Below are 17067 nucleotides of genomic sequence, written 5' to 3' on the forward strand. Positions count from 1 at the left end.
AATAAGCAATTTAATTTTCCGGTTTAAAGCTCTTTTCAAGCTCTATGCTGGCACCTTTCATTTCTCCCTGCATGGGTGGAGCTGTTTTGGTGATTTTTAATTTAATATAATCAACCTGTGGAAAGCTGTCATGAATTTTTGTGATGATTCTTCCTGCTACATGTTCCAGTAATTTGGATTTTATTTTCATTTCCTGGTGGAGAATATCATTGATGTCTGCATAACTGATAGTGTCATGCAAATCATCAGATTCTGCTGCTTTCCACAGATCGGTATGAACTTCTGCATTCAGAATATAATAGGTCCCGATAATATTTTCTTCAGGAAGTACACCATGGTACGCATATATTCGTACATCTTCAAGATATATTTTGCTCATTGCTTCAGATTTTATGAAGCAAAAATCGTCTTAATTCTTCAAAATCTGAATTTATTTCTACAGTTTTTTTCTCCTTTTTCATCAGCTCATTTAAAGATTCCGGAATTTCAATCTGAGTATGAATAGCATTTTCCACAGCATCAGGGAATTTTACCGGATGTGCAGTTCCTAGAATAAATCCTTTTTCATCAGGATTTTCCTGCAGATACTGTTCCATTGCGGCAAAAGCAACCGCACTGTGAGGTTCCAGAATATATCCGTATTTCTCATAGACTTCTGTTATAGTGCTCATCGTTTTATCATCATCAATAGAATAAGCTGATATTTTATTTTTTAAACTTTCAAACTGATGCCCGAAAAGTTCAAGGATTCTTACAAAATTGCTTGGATTTCCAACATCCATAGCATTGGATAGGGTAGCAACTGCTTTTTGTGGCTGGTAATCCTGAGTGATAAAATAATCAGGAACTACGTGATTGGCATTACAGGCAGCAATAAAATGACTGGCAGGCAGCCCTCTGAAATGAGCAAGCAGTCCGGCGCAGATATTTCCAAAATTACCACTTGGAACACAGATTACCGGTTGTTCCTTATGATGCTGAAGCCATTGTTTCAATGCTATTAAATAATAAATCTGTTGAGGAAGCCATCTTGCAACGTTGATAGAATTGGCAGAGGTCAGAAATAATTCATTGTTGATTTCTTCATCTGAAAAAGCTTGTTTTACAAGATTTTGACAGTCATCAAAACTGCCATTTACTTCTAATGCTGAAATATTTTCTCCTAATCCAGTCAATTGCTTTTCCTGAACCGGGCTTACCCTGTTTTTAGGATAGAGAATTACTACATTGATTTGTGGAATTTTATAAAATCCATGCGCAACAGCACCGCCGGTATCTCCTGAAGTAGCTACAAGAACGGTGACTTTTTTCTTTTGATCTTTAAGAAAATAAGACAGACAACGGCTCATGAATCTTGCTCCAATATCTTTAAATGCAAGAGTAGGCCCATGAAACAATTCCAGTATAGATATCTGCTCATTGATTTTTACCAAAGGAATTTCAAAGCTGACGGTTTCTGCAACAATCTCTTTTAATACTTCTGAAGGAATTTCATCTCCCACAAAATCTCTCATGCATTGATAAGCAATTTCTTCATTGGAATACTGCTGAAGATTTTGAATAAATTCTTCAGTAAACTGAGGTATGGTTTCAGGGAAAAACAATCCTTTTTCTTTTCCCTGACCTTTTATTGTTGCTCCTCTGAAGTCAATGTTTTCCAGGTGGTCTTTTAAATTATAATATTTCATTTCTGTTTTTTGTGATTAAACTTCTTCAACGATTTGTATGCCTGACGGATTTATTTTTGACACATATACCAGGCTTTCAATTTCAATCTCATCATAGACTGATTTCATCATCCGGGCAATTTTTTCTGCAGTTTCTTTTTGTTCAGACAACATAAAAATGGATGGCCCTGAACCTGAAATTCCGCCTCCCAATGCACCTGATTGCAGACTTTTTGCTTTGATTTCGTCAAATTTCGGAATCAGAATACTGCGGATAGGTTCTATGATAACATCATTAAGACTCCGGCCAATCAAAGGGAAATCATTTTTCTGAATTCCTGCTACAAGTCCGGCAATATTTCCCCATTGTTCAACAGCACTTTTTAAGGTGATATTTTTCTTTAAAATCTGTCTTGCGTCTGAAGTTTTGACTTCCACCTGCGGATGTACAGCGGTTACAAATAAATCTGGGCTGTTCAGGGAAACAATATCTATAGGATGAGTTGATTTTACCAGTGTAATTCCACCATAGATGCATGGAGCGATATTATCTGCATGGCGTACTCCTGAAGCCAGCTCCTCTCCAAACATGGCAAAATGAACCAGTTCTTCTTTTGAGAGTTTATTTCCCAATAATAGATTGGCTCCGAAGGCGGCTCCGGCGGCACTTGCCGCACTGGATCCGAGCCCACTTCCAGGTTTTATATGTTTACGGATAATAACTTCAAAACCGTTTTTCAGATTAAAATATTCCTGAATTTTTAACAGGACAATACCTGCGACATTTCTGGAAGGCTCTTCAGGAAGCCCGAAAGCATCAATATGTTTTATAATAATTTCAGGGGTTTCCAATAATCTGAATTCCATCTCATCATAAGGATCATGGACGGACATTCCTAAAATATCAAATCCGCAAACCAGATTGGCAACAGTAGCGGGAACTTTTAATTTTACTTTTTTCATAATTGTATTTTTATATAGAACGAATAATATCTGCAAAAACTCCACTTGCTGTCACTTCAGCACCGGCACCAGCACCTTTTACCACTAAAGGTTGTTCGGAATATCTGAGGGTTTTAAAAATGACAATATTGTCTTTGCCATAAAGGTGAAACAGATCACTATCCGGAGCAATATGCTGTAACCCGACTTTTGCTTTTCCATCTTCAAATTTTGCAACGTATTTTAATATTTTGCCTTCGTTTTTTGCTTTGTTTAGCAAGTTTTTAAAATGCTCTTCATACGCTGTAAGTTTTTCGTAAAAACTGTCAACGCTTCCCTGCATACATTCTTCAGGTAGAAAACCTATGTTTTCAATGACATCAAACTGAAGCGGATATCCTGCCTCTCTTGCCAGAATTAAAATTTTCCTTGCGACATCTGTTCCGGACAGGTCAAGTCTTGGATCAGGTTCAGTGTAGCCTTCTTTCTGAGCCTGTGCCACTACTTCAGAAAATGTTCTGCTGCCGTCATATTCATTAAATACAAAATTCAATGTTCCACTCAATACAGCCTGAATAGACTGGATTTGGTCTCCGCTTTTGATGAGGTCATTGATTGTTCCTATTACCGGAAGCCCTGCTCCTACATTGGTTTCAAAATAAAAATTACAGTTATGATTTCTTGCTGTATCTTTTAACGCTTTATATTTTTTATAATCTGAAGAGGCTGCAATTTTATTACAGGCCACAATATTTACACTTCTTTTTAATAAGCTTTCATACACTTCAGGAATGTCTGAACTTGCAGTAACATCAACGAAAACAGAATTTCTAAGGTTTCTGCGGATAATTTCATCAGCAAAATCTCTCGGAGAGGCTTTTTCACCTTGCTGGCTCCAGATAAGATAGTTTTCCTTTGACATTCCCTGATCTGAAAATATCATATGACGACTGTTGGAAATTCCTGCAATTCTAAGGTTAATTAAAAAATTTTCTTTTAAATAATCATTTTGGTCATAGATCTGTTGAATCAGCTTAGATCCTACATTCCCTGTACCACAGATATAAAGATGGATCTGCTTTATTTCAGATTCAAAAAATTCTTCATGAAGGACGTTCACTGCTTTTTTACTGTCTTTTTCTGAAATAACAATGCTGATATTTCTTTCTGAAGACCCCTGAGCAATCGCTCTTATATTGATTCCGTTATTTCCGAGGCATCCGAACATTTTTGCACTCACACCACTTCTGCTTTTCATACTTTCTCCTACCAAAGCGACAATGGAAAGCCCTGTTTCAATATTTACTGCATAAACTCTTTTCAGGTCGATATCATCAGCAAAAGAAAAATTGATTGCATGTTCAGCACGTAACGCTTCTTTTTCTTCAATAGCAATAGTGATAGAATGTTCTGAAGATCCTTGTGTAATAAGAATGACATTAATTTTTTCATGGCTTAAACATTGAAAAAGTTTTGAAGAAATACCCGGAATTCCTACCATACCGCTTCCTTCCAATGTAAGGAGAGCAATACTGTTCATATTGGAAATACCTACGGCAATCTGTTTTTCATTGTCTGAAGATTTCAGTTGATGAGAGATTAAAGTTCCCTGTGCATCCGGATCAAAAGTATTTTTGATCATCAGATTTATATTTTTTACCATCACAGGCTGAATGGAAGGTGGATAAAGCACTTTTGCCCCGAAATGAGACAGTTCCATCGCCTCATGGTAAGAGATTTCTGAAATAGGTTTAGCATTGGAAGCAAGGCGTGGATCGGCCGTCATCATTCCGCTTACATCGGTCCAGATCTGAAGTTCTTCTGCATCAATAGAAGCCGCAATAATGGAAGCAGTGTAATCTGAGCCTCCTCTTCCTAGTGTTGTTGCATTATTTTTTTCGTCTTGAGCTATGAAACCTGGACCTACAATGATATGGTTTTGATTTTCATTCAGGAAATTGATGATATTTTTTTCGGTAGAGTCAAAATCTACTTTTGCGTGAGTGAAATTACTATCCGTTCTGATCAGCTCTGCGGAATTCATCCATCCACAATCTAATCCTTCATGCTGGAGCTTTGCTGCTATGATTTTTGATGACAGAAATTCTCCATAAGAAGCGATTTTATCTTTAATTCTGTCTGTCAATTCACCAAGGACAGCGATTCCATTGCAGAGATCTTCGATATCGTTGAAGTGTTTTTTTACAAAACTTAACCATGAGCTCTGTTCTGTGATTGGGAATAGTTCTTTTACCAGACTGATATGTTTTTCCTCAAGGTTCTTGACAATCTGAATATAGTTTTCATCTTTTACTGAAGCATATTCTGCGGCTTTGATCAACTGATCAGTAACGCCATGTAAAGCTGATACAATAACAACAACTTTGCTTTTTAAAGATTCATTTTTTATGATTTTTTTCACCAGTAAGATATTCTGAGAATGGGCGACTGATGTTCCGCCGAATTTTAAAACTTTCATCAATTATTTTTTTGAAAATTGGGTAAATAGAATTGGTTACTCTTTAAAAAAAGAGTACGGGTACCGGAAATGATATGTGAAAATCTACCCCGTTACGGGGTAATTGTTGTAGTGCCAAATGTAGAAACAGAAGATATGCCTGAAATAAGTGATTTCAGGGCAGAAATATCAGATATGTTTCTTAGAAAATTCATTGTAACAAGACAAATGTACAAATTATTTTGGAACAGCCAAGTTTTTAACATAATAAAATATATTTCCTTTTTAGGAGATATATTTGGTGTAATTGATTAAAAATGTTACATTTAGAATGTTAACTAATAACGAAATAATCATGAAAAATTTAAAGAAATTAAACCGCCAACATCTGAAATCAATGAATGGAGGAGATGTGAATAACTGTTTTGAAAACTGCCCTGCCGGACCTTACGGACCTGGTCAACCAAGATCATGTGCTGATTACCATGCTTTACCGGAATGTTGTAAAGGAAGAGTCCTTGTGAGCTTTGAATGTTTTGATCCTCATTTATAAAAATAGGTTGAAATCAGATTCAGGAAAATAATCTACTTAAAAATCAAAATTTAATTAAAACGACTATGAAAAATTTAAAGAAATTAAACAGAAAAGAACTTGAAAAATTAAATGGAGCAGCAGGTCCGTCAAGATGTGCAGGATGCCCGCAACATGCTACTTTCGGAGATGGTCCTGAATATCAGTACCCATGTTCTGCTTATCAGGGACTTCCTGATTATTGCAAGATGTGTGTTCTGGTAAGTATGGAATGTGTGGACGGAGGAGTTTCTTAAAAGATAATTTGACTTTTATGAAAAATTTGAAAAGATTAAACAGAAGAGATTTGGAACAGATGAAAGGTGCTGGTGTATCAAGATGTGATGGCTGCCCTACCCACCTGGTTTTTGGGCCGGGTTCATCCAGTGATCCTTCGTGCGAGGCATATTGGACATTGTCGGAGAATTGCAGGATGTGCGTAGTTGTAAGTGCGGATTGCTTTGTTGCAGTTCCTGCAGACTAAAAATAAAAAGGGCTGGCTCAAAAAAGTAAATTCTTTCAGAGACAGCCTCTTTGTTTATTTTATGCTTTTTGAAAGATCAAGCATGGCTTCGATAGGTTTCAATGCCTTTAATCTTAATTCTTCGTCGATAAGAATTTCAGGAAGTTCATACTTCATACATAAATACAATTTTTCCATTGTATTACGTTTCATGTAGAAACATTCTGAGCAGTTACAGCTTTCATCAAAAACCAATGCAGGAATCAGTTCCTTGTGAGGAGCACGTTTTCTCATTTCGTGAAGAATCCCTTCTTCTGTAGCAATGATGAATTTCTGACAGTCATCTTTTTCTACATAGTTCAGCAGGGCAGAAGTAGAACCAATAAAGTGAGCCAGCTTCAAAACGGCTTCTTCACTTTCAGGATGTGCAATGAGTTTAGCGTCCGGATTGTCTGCTAACTGCTGAGCAATTCTTTCCATTGAAAATGCTTCGTGTACTACACAGCTTCCATCCCAAAGGATCATATCACGTCCCGTTTTCTTAGATAAATATCTTCCAAGGTTTTTATCCGGTGCGAAGATGATGGGTCTGTCTTTCGGAAGGGCTTCGATTACTGTTTCAGCATTTGAACTTGTTACGATTATGTCACTTTCAGCTTTAGTTTCTGCGTTACAATTGATGTAAGTGGCAATTAAAGCATTCGGGTGCTGTTCACGCATTTTTCTTAATCCTTCTCCGGAACAACCGTCTGCCAGAGAGCATCCGGCCATGGTATCAGGAAGAACTACTTTTTTAGTTGGGTTCAGAATTTTAGCGGCTTCTGCCATGAAATGTACTCCGCAGAATACGATCATATCAGCATTTGTATCTTTTGCCTGTCTTGCAAGCTGTAGAGAATCCCCCAGGAAATCAGCAATATCCTGAATTTCTCCCGGCTGGTAATAATGGGCCAGAATAACAGCATTCTTTTCCTCTTTAAGTTTAAGAATGGCTTTCACCAATTCTTCTCCCTGAGGAATAGCAATATCTTTTATATCCAGAAATCCTCTGACAGGAATTGCAGATTTAGCTTTTTCTAATGTTTCGGTACTCATATCAACCTCAATTTTTTCTTTATAGAAGTTAGAGATTAGAAACTAGAGGTTAGTACAAAATGAGGATAATTTTCCTGACACTAAAAAAACTAACTTCTAATTTCTAACTTCTAGTTTCTTTCTATAAAACTTTTTATTAAACTTTCTATTTCTTTTTTAGCTGCATCAAGATCTTCATTGATCACGATCTTGTCAAACTCGCTGGCGTAGGTCATTTCTTCTTCTGCCTTGGCAACACGGGTTTTGATGGTTTCTGCATCATCTGTGTTTCTGGAGATCAATCTTCGTTCCAATTCTTCAATGGAAGGGGGTTCTATAAAAATAGACAGTGCTTTTTCACCAAAATATTTTTTTAGAGAGATGCCTCCTTTTACATCTACATCAAAAATAACAACTTTTCCCTGATTCCAGATTTTTTCTACTTCAGATTTTAAAGTACCGTAATATTTATCAGTGTATACTTCTTCATATTCTACAAAAGCTTCTTCAGAAATTTTCTGTCTGAATTCATCAGGTGTCAGAAAATGATAATCCACTGCATGAATTTCACTTCCTCTTGGCTGTCTTGTAGTACATGAGATTGAAAATGCCAATTCGGGAAATGTTTCCAGTGAATGCTTTACCAATGTAGTTTTTCCGCTCCCTGATGGTGCTGAAAATATAATTACTTTATCCATTTTTTACAATTTCGGGTTACGGTTTTCGAGTTGGGAGTCCATTGTTGGGAATGACAATCACGCATCTCGTAACTCGCATCTATCTTACAATACGTTTAACGTTTGTTCTTTAATTTTTTCCAGGTCATCTTTCATCATCACAACCAGTTTCTGGATTTCTGCATGATTGGCTTTAGACCCTAATGTATTGATTTCTCTTCCGATTTCCTGAGAAATGAAGCCCAGTTTTTTTCCATTGAAAGACTCATTATCCATTACTTCTTTATAATATTTTAAGTGCTGGGTAAGTCTTACCTTTTCTTCAGAAATATCAAGTTTTTCAGTGAAATAAGCCATTTCCTGATAGAAACGTGTTTCATCAACGTTTTCAAATTCTTTTAAAGATTTCTGATAACGCTCTTTCACGCTTACAATTCTTTCTTCTTCAAAAGGAATTACTTCGCCAAGATATTTGTCGATATTCTGGATATTCCTGTTCAATTCTTCATGTAAAATGCTGCCTTCAGTTTTTCTGAATTCTTCGAATTTGTTAATAGCATTATTAACAATTTTAGCCAAAGCTTCCCATTCACCATCCGTCAATTCATCTGGTCTTGATGTAATGGCATCAGGAAGTCTCACCGCCATTTTAAGGTATTCGAAATCTGGACCGTCAGAAGCTATATTTTTAAGTTCTTTGATATAAGAGTCAATTAAGTTTTTATTAATTTTTACATCATTGGACTCTTCAAGATTCTCAATATTAACGTAGCAGTCTACTTTTCCACGGATAATTCTATCGTTAAGAATTTTTCTGATTTCAAATTCTTTTTCTTTATAACGTAAAGGAATTTTAATATTCAAATCAAAGCTCTTGCTGTTCAGAGATTTAATATCTATTGTAATTTTTTTTCCTTCAAAAACATCTTCGGCTCTACCGAATCCGGTCATTGATAAAATCATAGTTTTTTATTGTTCTACAAAGATAATCATTTAAGTCTATAGTTTGGCTAATGTTGAATGGCTGGAAGATGGAGGTAGGAAGCAGGAAGATTGTTATAGATCTAATTTTAACTTCCAGCCTCCAGCTTCCATCTTCCAGCAAATTAAATAAACTCGTTTTCGTAAATTAGCGCCGTGAAAAAGAAAAATTTAATTTCTGTAGTGGGACCCACCGGAATTGGTAAAACGAGATTGGCAATTGATTTGGCTCAGCATTTCAATACGGAGATTATTTCATGTGATTCCCGCCAGTTTTTTAAAGAAATGAAAATAGGAACAGCGGCACCTTCTGAAGAAGAACTGGCGGGTGCCCCTCATCATTTTATCGGAAATCTTTCAGTGGAAGAATATTATTCTATCGGGCAGTACGAAGAAGATGCGCTTCAAAAACTTAATGAACTTTTTACCACTCATGACACTGTTATTCTTGTCGGTGGAAGTATGATGTATGAAAAAGCAGTAATAGAAGGCTTACATGATCTTCCGGAAGCGAACGCTGAAAATCAGGAGAAACTTCAGACTATGATGGAGCAGGAAGGGATAGAAAAACTTCAGGATATTTTAAAAGAACTGGATCCGGAATATTTCAATGTGGTAGATATTCACAATCATCGCAGGCTGTTGAGAGCAATCGATATTATCTGGCAAACGGATAAAAAATATTCTGAACATATTTCGGTTTCCCAGAATGGCAGAGATTTCAATGTGATCCGTATCGGAATTGAAGCGCCAAGAGAAGAACTGTATGACAGAATCAATCGCAGAGTAGATATGATGATGGAAAATGGCTTGCTGGATGAGGTAAAAGCTCTTGAAAAATTCAAGGATCTGACAGCTTTAAATACAGTAGGATATGCGGAACTTTTCAAGTATTTTGACGGAGAGTGGGATCTTGATTTTGCGGTTTCAGAAATTAAAAAAAATAGCCGCAGGTATGCGAAACGCCAGCTGACGTGGTATAGAAAGGCGGATGATATTCATTATTTACCACTCGGGTATTCTCAAAATGATTTTGAAGACTTGCTGAAATGGATTGGAGAGCAATTTCAATGATAAATTTTGCCTGAATCATTTTAAACCATGAAGAAGCTATTAAGGTGTTAAGAATATTAAGAAAGCTTCGCATTATGAAGTATTCTTAAAAATCTATTTGATTTTTCTTAATTAAACTTAACAACTTAAATATTCTTAATGGTTTAATGATCATTTATTTCATCAATAAAATCGTAAAAAAATGCGGTCCAAAAAGAACCGCACCTTAACAAATATAATTTAATTTACTACTTCCAACCGCCGCCTAAAGCTCTGTATAAATCTACAATGCTGCTTAATCTCTGTCTTTTAATGGAAGCCAGATTCAACTCTGCCTGTAGGGAATTCCCTTGTGCTGTAATCACTTCCAGGTAATTGGCTGAACCTCCTTTGTAAAGAAGTTGTGCACTTTTAATTCCGTCTTTCAGTGTAGTGGTCTGCTCAGAGGCTTTTTGTTCCTGAATTTTTAAGTTTTCATTGGAAACCAAAGCATCTGAAATTTCACCTACTGCATTCAGTACCGATTGGCGGAATGCCAGAACATTTTTCTCTCTCTGAATTTTTGCTACTTCCAGATCTGTTTTTAATTGTCTTTTCTGGAAAATAGGCTGGGTAAGTCCTCCTAAAACTGATCCGAATAACGAAGCCGGAATCTGGAACCAGTTATCAAATTTGAATGAATTTACCCCTCCGTTAGCGGTAATCTTCAATGCCGGATACATATTAGCCTGCGCAATACCTACCATCGCATTGGATTCTAATAGAACCAATTCCTGCTGACGAACATCCGGTCTGCGGCTTACCATAGCTGCCGGAAGTCCTGCTGTGATGTTTTGAGGTAAAGAGGTATCAGACATTTCTATGGTTCTGTTTACTTTATTAGGCAATTCACCTGTCAAAATGCTCAGTGCATTTTCCTGAATGGCAATATTCTGTTCCAGTTGGGCAATCAAAAGTTCTGTTGCCTGTTTCTGTGCGGCTGCCTGCTGAACTCCTAAAGAGGTATTATCACCACTTTCCCACATTTTTTGGGTGATCAATAGGGTGTTGCTGCTCAGTTCCAGATTGGATTTTGCAATAGCCAATTGTCTGTCAAGCATTAACAAATTATAATATCCTTGTGCAATAGCTGCTACTACCTGAGTCTGAACTGCTTTTGAACCTTCATAGGTCTGAAGGTACTGCATTCTTGAAACTTCCTGCTGGTTTTTGATTTTTCCCCAGATGTCAGCTTCCCATGAAAGGTTGAAGGCTGCGTTATAATCTTCAACATGGCTTGAACCTAAAAATAAATTTAAGCTTTGTCCGTTCATGCTGTTTTTGGAAGGTCTTGAAATCTGTCCGCTTACTCCGAATCCAACGTCCGGATATTGCATATATTTTGCCTGTTTCAGTTTTTCCTGTGAAGCAGCTACCTGTTTCAGGGCAATCTGAAGGTCATAATTATTTTTAATTCCTTTTTCAATCAGTTCCTGTAAAATAGGATCGCTGAAGAACTGTTTCCACTCCAGGTTGGCTATACTGGCGGTGTCTGCAGTTGCGGTGTACTGGAACTTTTCCGGAAGAGGAAGCTCAGGCTCCGTGTATGCCAGTTTAGACACACACGAAACAGAGCCGATGGCCAGCACAAATGTTAGAATAATATTTTTTACTCGTTTCATAGTTTTTAAACTTTTAGTTGAATACAAAACTTAGAGAGGTCTCTATAGAGGCAAAAATTGTCTTTAGTAGGAGAAAATAATCAGCTTTTTTAAACCATTAAGATCAGGCAGGTAAATAGGTAAACCTATGATCTTAAAATTTTCCCTAAGTTTTTGTAATTCATTTTTTTATTAGTGTGTAGCAGCTAAAAGTTCTTCCTCCATTTGTTTTTTCAGAAGTCTTTTCTTTTTTCTGCTTGGCATTTTTTCATGCAGATACTGGAATATTACATACATCACCGGAATGATAAAAATCCCGAATATTACTCCTGTAAGCATTCCTCCTACTGTACTATAACCGATAGAGTGGTTTCCTTTTGAAGATGCACCTTGCGTCCATACCAGCGGAAGCATTCCCACAATGAAGGCAAAAGAGGTCATTAAGATCGGTCTTAGACGTAATCTTGATGCCTGAAGGGCAGATTCAATTAATGTTTTCCCTGCTTTTCTTCTCTGTACAGCAAATTCCACAATCAGGATGGCATTTTTCGCCAATAGTCCTACGAGCATGATCAATCCTACCTGAACATAAATATTGTTATCAATTCCGGCTAATCCTGTGAAGGCAAATACTCCAAAAATCCCTGTAGGAATCGTAAGAATAATAGCAAACGGAAGAATATAACTTTCATATTGTGCTGCCAGTAAGAAGTAAACAAACAGAATACTTAAGAAGAAAATAAAGGCAGTCTGTCCGCTTGTTTTAATTTCCTCACGGGTAATCCCTGTCCATTCATATCCATATCCTCTTGGAAGTGATTGCTGAGCAACTTCTTCTACAGCTTTGATGGCATCTCCGGTACTGTAACCAGGTTTTGGAGTTCCGTTAATCGTTACTGCGTTGAAAAGGTTATTTCTTGTTACCGTTTCAGGACCGAAAGATCTTTTTAACGTAACCAGTGTTTTTGCCGGCACCATTTCTCCGGATTTATTTTTTACATAAATCCCTTCCAGAGAGTTGACGTCAGTACGATAAGGAATATCTGCCTGTGCCATTACTCTGTAATACTTTCCGAATCTGTTGAAATCCGATACGAAGCTACTACCGAAATAAATCTGCATAGTCTGCATCAGTTCTGTTACAGAAACACCCAGCTGGTTGGCTTTATCAGTATCCACATCAATGGTATATTGAGGGTTTCCTGCGGCATATGTGGTAAAGGCAAAAGCAATTTCAGGTCTTTTCATCAATTCTCCAATGAACTGTTGAGTGGTTGTACCCAATTGTTCAAAAGAACCGTTCGTTTTATCCTGAAGCATGAATTCAAATCCGGAAACGTTACCGAAACCTTGTACAGTAGGGAAGTTGAAGAAAAATGCATTGGCATCTTTTACCTGGCTTACCTTACCTGTTAATGTTGCTGCAATCTGATCAGGATCTTTCATTTCACCACGCTTGTCATAATCTTTAAGCTTAATGAAACCAGCAGAATAGGGAGAAGCGTTGGCATTACTGATGAAGTTCATTCCATCTGCTACCCAAAGGTGGTTGGTTGCTTTTTCACCGTTGATAATTTTATCAATTTGTGCGGTTGCTCTGTGTGTTCTTTCCAGTGAACTTCCCGGAGGAGTATTCACTGCATAAAGTACGAATCCCTGGTCTTCAGTAGGAATAAATCCTGACGGTGCTTTTTTGATCAAAAATACACTTGCAGCTGTAATGACAACAAGGCCTCCTATCGCAACCCATTTGTTTTTAATTAAAAACTTAAGGCTATAGATATATTTTCTCGTCATGCTGTTGAAGCTGGCATTAAAAGCATTGAAGAATCTTGCTCCAAAACCTTTTTTATGACCATGCTCACCGTGTTCTCCCTGAGGATCATTTAAGAACATCGCACATAATGCAGGACTCAAGGTTAATGCATTCACTGCTGAAATTAAAATTGCAATCGCTAGTGTGAAGGCAAACTGTCTGTAGAAAACTCCTGCAGGTCCCTGCATGAAACCAACCGGAATAAACACGGCACACATTACCAGTGTGATGGAAATAATGGCTCCAGAAATTTCACTCATTGAGTGCATCGTTGCATGCTCTACAGGCATTCCTGTCTGTTCCATTTTAGAATGGACGGCTTCCACTACTACAATGGCATCATCCACTACAATACCAATGGCGAGTACCAATGCAAATAAGGTAAGCATGTTGATACTGAAACCAAATAACTGCAGGAAGAAGAATGTTCCGATAATCGCTACCGGTACGGCAATAGCCGGAATTAATGTAGATCTGAAATCCTGAAGGAAGATAAATACCACAATAAATACCAAGACGAAAGCAATAACAAGCGTTTCTACAACCTGATGAATCGAAGCATCCAAAAAGTCTTTGGAATTATACATAATAATAGGCTTCACTCCTTTTGGAAGGGTAGTTTCCATTACTTTCACCTGCTGTTCAATTTCGGTCAGGATCTCATTGGCATTGGAACCTGCGGTTTGTAAGATGGCAAATCCGGCAACCGGTTTTCCGTCTACTCTGTTGGTGGCAGTATATGTATAAGATCCGAATTCTACTCGTGCAACATCTTTTAATCTTAAGAAAGAACCATCACTGTTCGCTTTGATCGCGATGTTTTCATAATCTTCATTCTTATTCAGTTTCCCTTTGTATTTAAGGATATATTCGTAAGTTTCCTTACTTCCCTGTCCAAGACGGCCAGGAGCGGCTTCAAGGTTGTGATCTTTAATCGCTCCCAAAACTTCCTGAGGAGAAAGGCTGTTAGATGCCAGACGATCCGGTTTCAGCCAGATTCTCATGGAATAATCCCTTGTACCGAATACCTGAGCCTGTGCAACTCCCGGGATACGCTGTATCTGTGGAATTACGTTGATCTTCAGATAATTTTGAAGGAATAATTCATCGTATTGCTTTTCATTTTCACTGGTTAATCCCATGAACATGATCATACTGTTCTGCACTTTCTGGGTTGAAATCCCGGCTTGTACTACTTCCTGAGGCAGCTGGCTCATTGCTTTCGATACACGGTTCTGTACGTTTACCGCCGCATTATCAGCATCTGCTCCCTGCTTGAAGTATACACTAAGTGTCATGGTACCGTCATTACTGGAGTTAGAAGTCATGTAGGTCATATTTTCCACACCGTTCACTGCTTCCTCAATAGGAGTAGCCACCGAACGTGCAACAACCTCAGCATTCGCTCCAGGATAGAATGCCGTTACCTGAACGCTTGGAGGAGCGATATCCGGAAAAAGGGCAATCGGTAAATTAAAGAGAGACAAAGCTCCCAATAATAAGAGTATTATGGAGATGACCGTTGAAAGGACCGGTCTTTCTATAAATTGTTTTAACATAAGAAGTTTATTTTTTTAGTCTTCTGTATTGGGAAAAGGGACTATAATGGTTTTGCTTTTAATAAGCTGTCAGAAGAAATATTTTTCGGCTTAATGGAAGCACCATCTTTCAAGTTTCCAATTCCTGTGAATACGATTTTTTCTCCACGGGAAAGTCCTTCAGAAATAAAGTAATAGCTCTCTGTTTTTCCAGCTATTTTAATAGGTCTTCCCATTACTTTTTTATCCTTATCCATCACATATACATAGGTTTTATCCTGAATTTCAAATGTGGATTCCTGAGGAATTACTACAGCATTTGAGATCAGTTGAGGCATACGCACTCTTCCTGTGTTTCCGGTTCTTAAAGTTCCGTTGGCATTAGGGAAAACGGCACGTACACTGATGGCTCCGGTAGTTTTATCAAACTGTCCGTCTACAATACTTAATCTTCCTTTTTCAGGGTAAGTACTGTTATCAGCAATGACAAGATCTACCATTGGCATATTTTTAAGCTTTTCTTCTAAACTTGCTCCCGGATATTTATTCTGGAACGCAATGAAGTCAAGTTCACTTAAAGAGAAATACGCGTAGATTTCACTGATATCAGATAATAATGTCAATGGATTTACATCTGTTCTGGAGATCAGACTTCCTTTTTTGTAAGGAATTCTTCCAATATAACCGCTCACTGGAGCTGTAATCGTTGTAAATCCTACATTGATTCTTGCGTTTCCTACAGAGGCTTTGGCTTGTGAAGCAGCGGCAACAGCGGCATCATAATTGGCTTTTGCTGTTTTAAGCTGTACATCAGAAACTACTTTTGCAGCAACCAGTGGCTGAAGTCTTTCTACTTCCACTCTTGCTTTTTGGATATTGGCATTCGCAGCCTGAAGATTTGCCTGAGCCATATTCATCTGCTCACCGTAGCTTCTTGAATCTATTTTAAATAACGGTTGTCCTGCTCTTACATAAGCGCCTTCTTCCACATAGATTCTATCCAGATATCCGTCTACCTGAGATCTTATTTCTACGTTGTTTTTCCCTTCCAAAGCAGTTGGGAATTCCTGATATGTAGTTGCGGGTGATGTAATAACGGTATAAACCGGAAGTTCTGGAGCTGGAGGTGCGGCATTGGTTCCTTCTGCGGCTTTTGTGCAGCTCTGTAAAAGAATTATACTTGCAATAAGTACAATAAACCTTGTTTTTCCAGGTATTTTCATTTTGGTTTAATTTTTTTAATGAAGTGTTAGAGGTAAGTAAAGTGTTTTAATAAATGCTGTATTTTTTCCTAACAGTGTTAATAATTAGTTCAAAAAAAATTACAGAATTTTTAATGTCCGATAAAGTCGATTGTTTCCATAATTGAAAATTGTTTTTAATGTATTTAAGTGTATAATGATGGTGTAAGGTGTGTTAATTTTACTAACAGTGTTAATTCGTAAGCAAAAAATGACTAATTTTAACAACTGAATTCTATGAATGGTTTCATAAATGATTGAGTTTTAATCAGGAATAACAGAATACTTTTAATTATTCGGTGTTAAGTTTCCTAACGGTGTTAATTTTTAATTCAAAAAAAATTTACAAAGACTTAATGAAAGCCGAAACAGTTTCGTCCAATGTAGTCTTATTCATTGTTGCAGGAATATCAGCTGTACGCATCATCATAATAGAGATCATTCCGTGTACCGCAGAAAACAGAGCATGAGACATATGGCAGGCATTGTCCGGATTGGATCCGTTTTTCTTGATAATCTCATAAGTACATTCATAGATAAGCTCCTGAAATGATGAGAATTCCTTTTTCATCTGACCTTTTCCGCAACACTGCATTCCAAGACCAAACATAAGCTGGTAATATTCCTTATTTTTAAAAGCAAAGTTCCAGTAAGCATCCACAATAGCAACAAGCTGCTCTTCCGGAGTATCGTGTTTCTGCTGAGCTTTTAATAATTCTATATGTAATTTGTGGAAGCCATCTAAAGAAATTTCAAATAGGATAGCTTCTTTATTTTCAAAATAATCATATACAACAGGTGCACTATACTCAATAGCATCAGCTATCTTACGCATAGAAAGCGAACCCCAGCCTTCAGTTTTAGCCAACGTAAAAGCAGCCTGCAAAATATTTGCACGGATGGATTCTTTTTCTCGTTGACGGCGTTCATGTAGACCCATGATATT

At 37.3% G+C, this 17067-nt stretch carries 14 protein-coding genes; 3 read left to right on the top strand and 11 right to left on the bottom strand.

The genetic code is table 11. The annotated features are described in order from the left end of the window. Positions 1–10 precede the first annotated feature (10 nt). The 4 genes from folB to thrA are packed head-to-tail and all read right to left on the bottom strand — an operon-like array spanning position 11 to position 5088. On the bottom strand, positions 11–379 hold the full coding sequence (folB, locus tag JOE44_RS21230) for a dihydroneopterin aldolase (RefSeq protein WP_209787340.1): 369 nt from the start codon (positions 377–379) through the stop codon (positions 11–13). A gap of 4 nt (positions 380–383) precedes the next feature. Further along, positions 384–1688 carry a threonine synthase gene (gene thrC / locus JOE44_RS21235; RefSeq protein WP_209787342.1) on the bottom strand — a complete coding sequence of 435 codons (1305 nt, stop codon included), beginning with the start codon at positions 1686–1688 and terminating at the stop codon, positions 384–386. A 15-nt stretch (positions 1689–1703) separates the two neighbouring features. Further along, positions 1704–2630: a homoserine kinase gene (locus tag JOE44_RS21240; protein WP_209787344.1), complete on the bottom strand. Its 927-nt coding sequence runs from the start codon at positions 2628–2630 to the stop codon at positions 1704–1706. Between the two features lie 10 nt (positions 2631–2640). Beyond that, complete coding sequence (gene thrA, locus JOE44_RS21245; RefSeq protein WP_209787346.1) at positions 2641–5088, bottom strand: bifunctional aspartate kinase/homoserine dehydrogenase I; 2448 nt, start codon at positions 5086–5088, stop codon at positions 2641–2643. Between the two features lie 334 nt (positions 5089–5422). Here thrA and JOE44_RS21250 point away from each other — a divergent pair, with 334 nt between their 5' ends. Together JOE44_RS21250 and JOE44_RS21255 are read left to right on the top strand one after the other, a co-directional pair. Then, on the top strand, positions 5423–5620 hold the full coding sequence (locus JOE44_RS21250; protein ID WP_123864421.1) for a hypothetical protein: 198 nt from the start codon (positions 5423–5425) through the stop codon (positions 5618–5620). A gap of 65 nt (positions 5621–5685) precedes the next feature. After that, positions 5686–5895, top strand: a complete 210-nt coding sequence (locus JOE44_RS21255; RefSeq protein WP_105681426.1) for a hypothetical protein — start codon at positions 5686–5688, stop codon at positions 5893–5895. A gap of 281 nt (positions 5896–6176) precedes the next feature. On the opposite strand, the gene nadA is transcribed toward JOE44_RS21255, so the two are convergent. From nadA to JOE44_RS21270, 3 genes are all read right to left on the bottom strand, one after another. Beyond that, complete coding sequence (gene nadA, locus JOE44_RS21260; protein ID WP_034694934.1) at positions 6177–7196, bottom strand: quinolinate synthase NadA; 1020 nt, start codon at positions 7194–7196, stop codon at positions 6177–6179. 110 nt (positions 7197–7306) lie between these two features. Next, entirely contained in the window at positions 7307–7873 is a 567-nt protein-coding gene (gmk, locus tag JOE44_RS21265) for a guanylate kinase (protein WP_105681423.1), read from the bottom strand. 84 nt (positions 7874–7957) lie between these two features. Beyond that, positions 7958–8815 carry a DUF1732 domain-containing protein gene (locus JOE44_RS21270; protein WP_105681422.1) on the bottom strand — a complete coding sequence of 286 codons (858 nt, stop codon included), beginning with the start codon at positions 8813–8815 and terminating at the stop codon, positions 7958–7960. A 174-nt stretch (positions 8816–8989) separates the two neighbouring features. On the opposite strand from JOE44_RS21270, the gene miaA reads away from it, so the two are divergent. Continuing rightward, on the top strand, positions 8990–9907 hold the full coding sequence (miaA, locus tag JOE44_RS21275; protein ID WP_209787348.1) for a tRNA (adenosine(37)-N6)-dimethylallyltransferase MiaA: 918 nt from the start codon (positions 8990–8992) through the stop codon (positions 9905–9907). Positions 9908–10134: 227 nt separating this feature from the next. On the opposite strand, the gene JOE44_RS21280 is transcribed toward miaA, so the two are convergent. The 4 genes from JOE44_RS21280 to JOE44_RS21295 form a co-directional block, all read right to left on the bottom strand. Then, the gene (locus JOE44_RS21280; protein WP_209787350.1) at positions 10135–11547 is read right to left on the bottom strand and encodes an efflux transporter outer membrane subunit; all 1413 of its coding nucleotides are present in this window, start codon (positions 11545–11547) and stop codon (positions 10135–10137) included. A gap of 171 nt (positions 11548–11718) precedes the next feature. Beyond that, the gene (locus tag JOE44_RS21285; protein ID WP_209787351.1) at positions 11719–14901 is read right to left on the bottom strand and encodes an efflux RND transporter permease subunit; all 3183 of its coding nucleotides are present in this window, start codon (positions 14899–14901) and stop codon (positions 11719–11721) included. Between the two features lie 41 nt (positions 14902–14942). Then, on the bottom strand, positions 14943–16103 hold the full coding sequence (locus JOE44_RS21290) for an efflux RND transporter periplasmic adaptor subunit (protein WP_209787352.1): 1161 nt from the start codon (positions 16101–16103) through the stop codon (positions 14943–14945). A gap of 361 nt (positions 16104–16464) precedes the next feature. Further along, positions 16465–17061 carry a TetR/AcrR family transcriptional regulator gene (locus tag JOE44_RS21295; protein ID WP_209787353.1) on the bottom strand — a complete coding sequence of 199 codons (597 nt, stop codon included), beginning with the start codon at positions 17059–17061 and terminating at the stop codon, positions 16465–16467. Between the last annotated feature and the right edge of the window lie 6 nt (positions 17062–17067).

Source organism: Chryseobacterium sp. PvR013 (assembly GCF_017833095.1).
GTDB lineage: Bacteria > Bacteroidota > Bacteroidia > Flavobacteriales > Weeksellaceae > Chryseobacterium > Chryseobacterium culicis_A.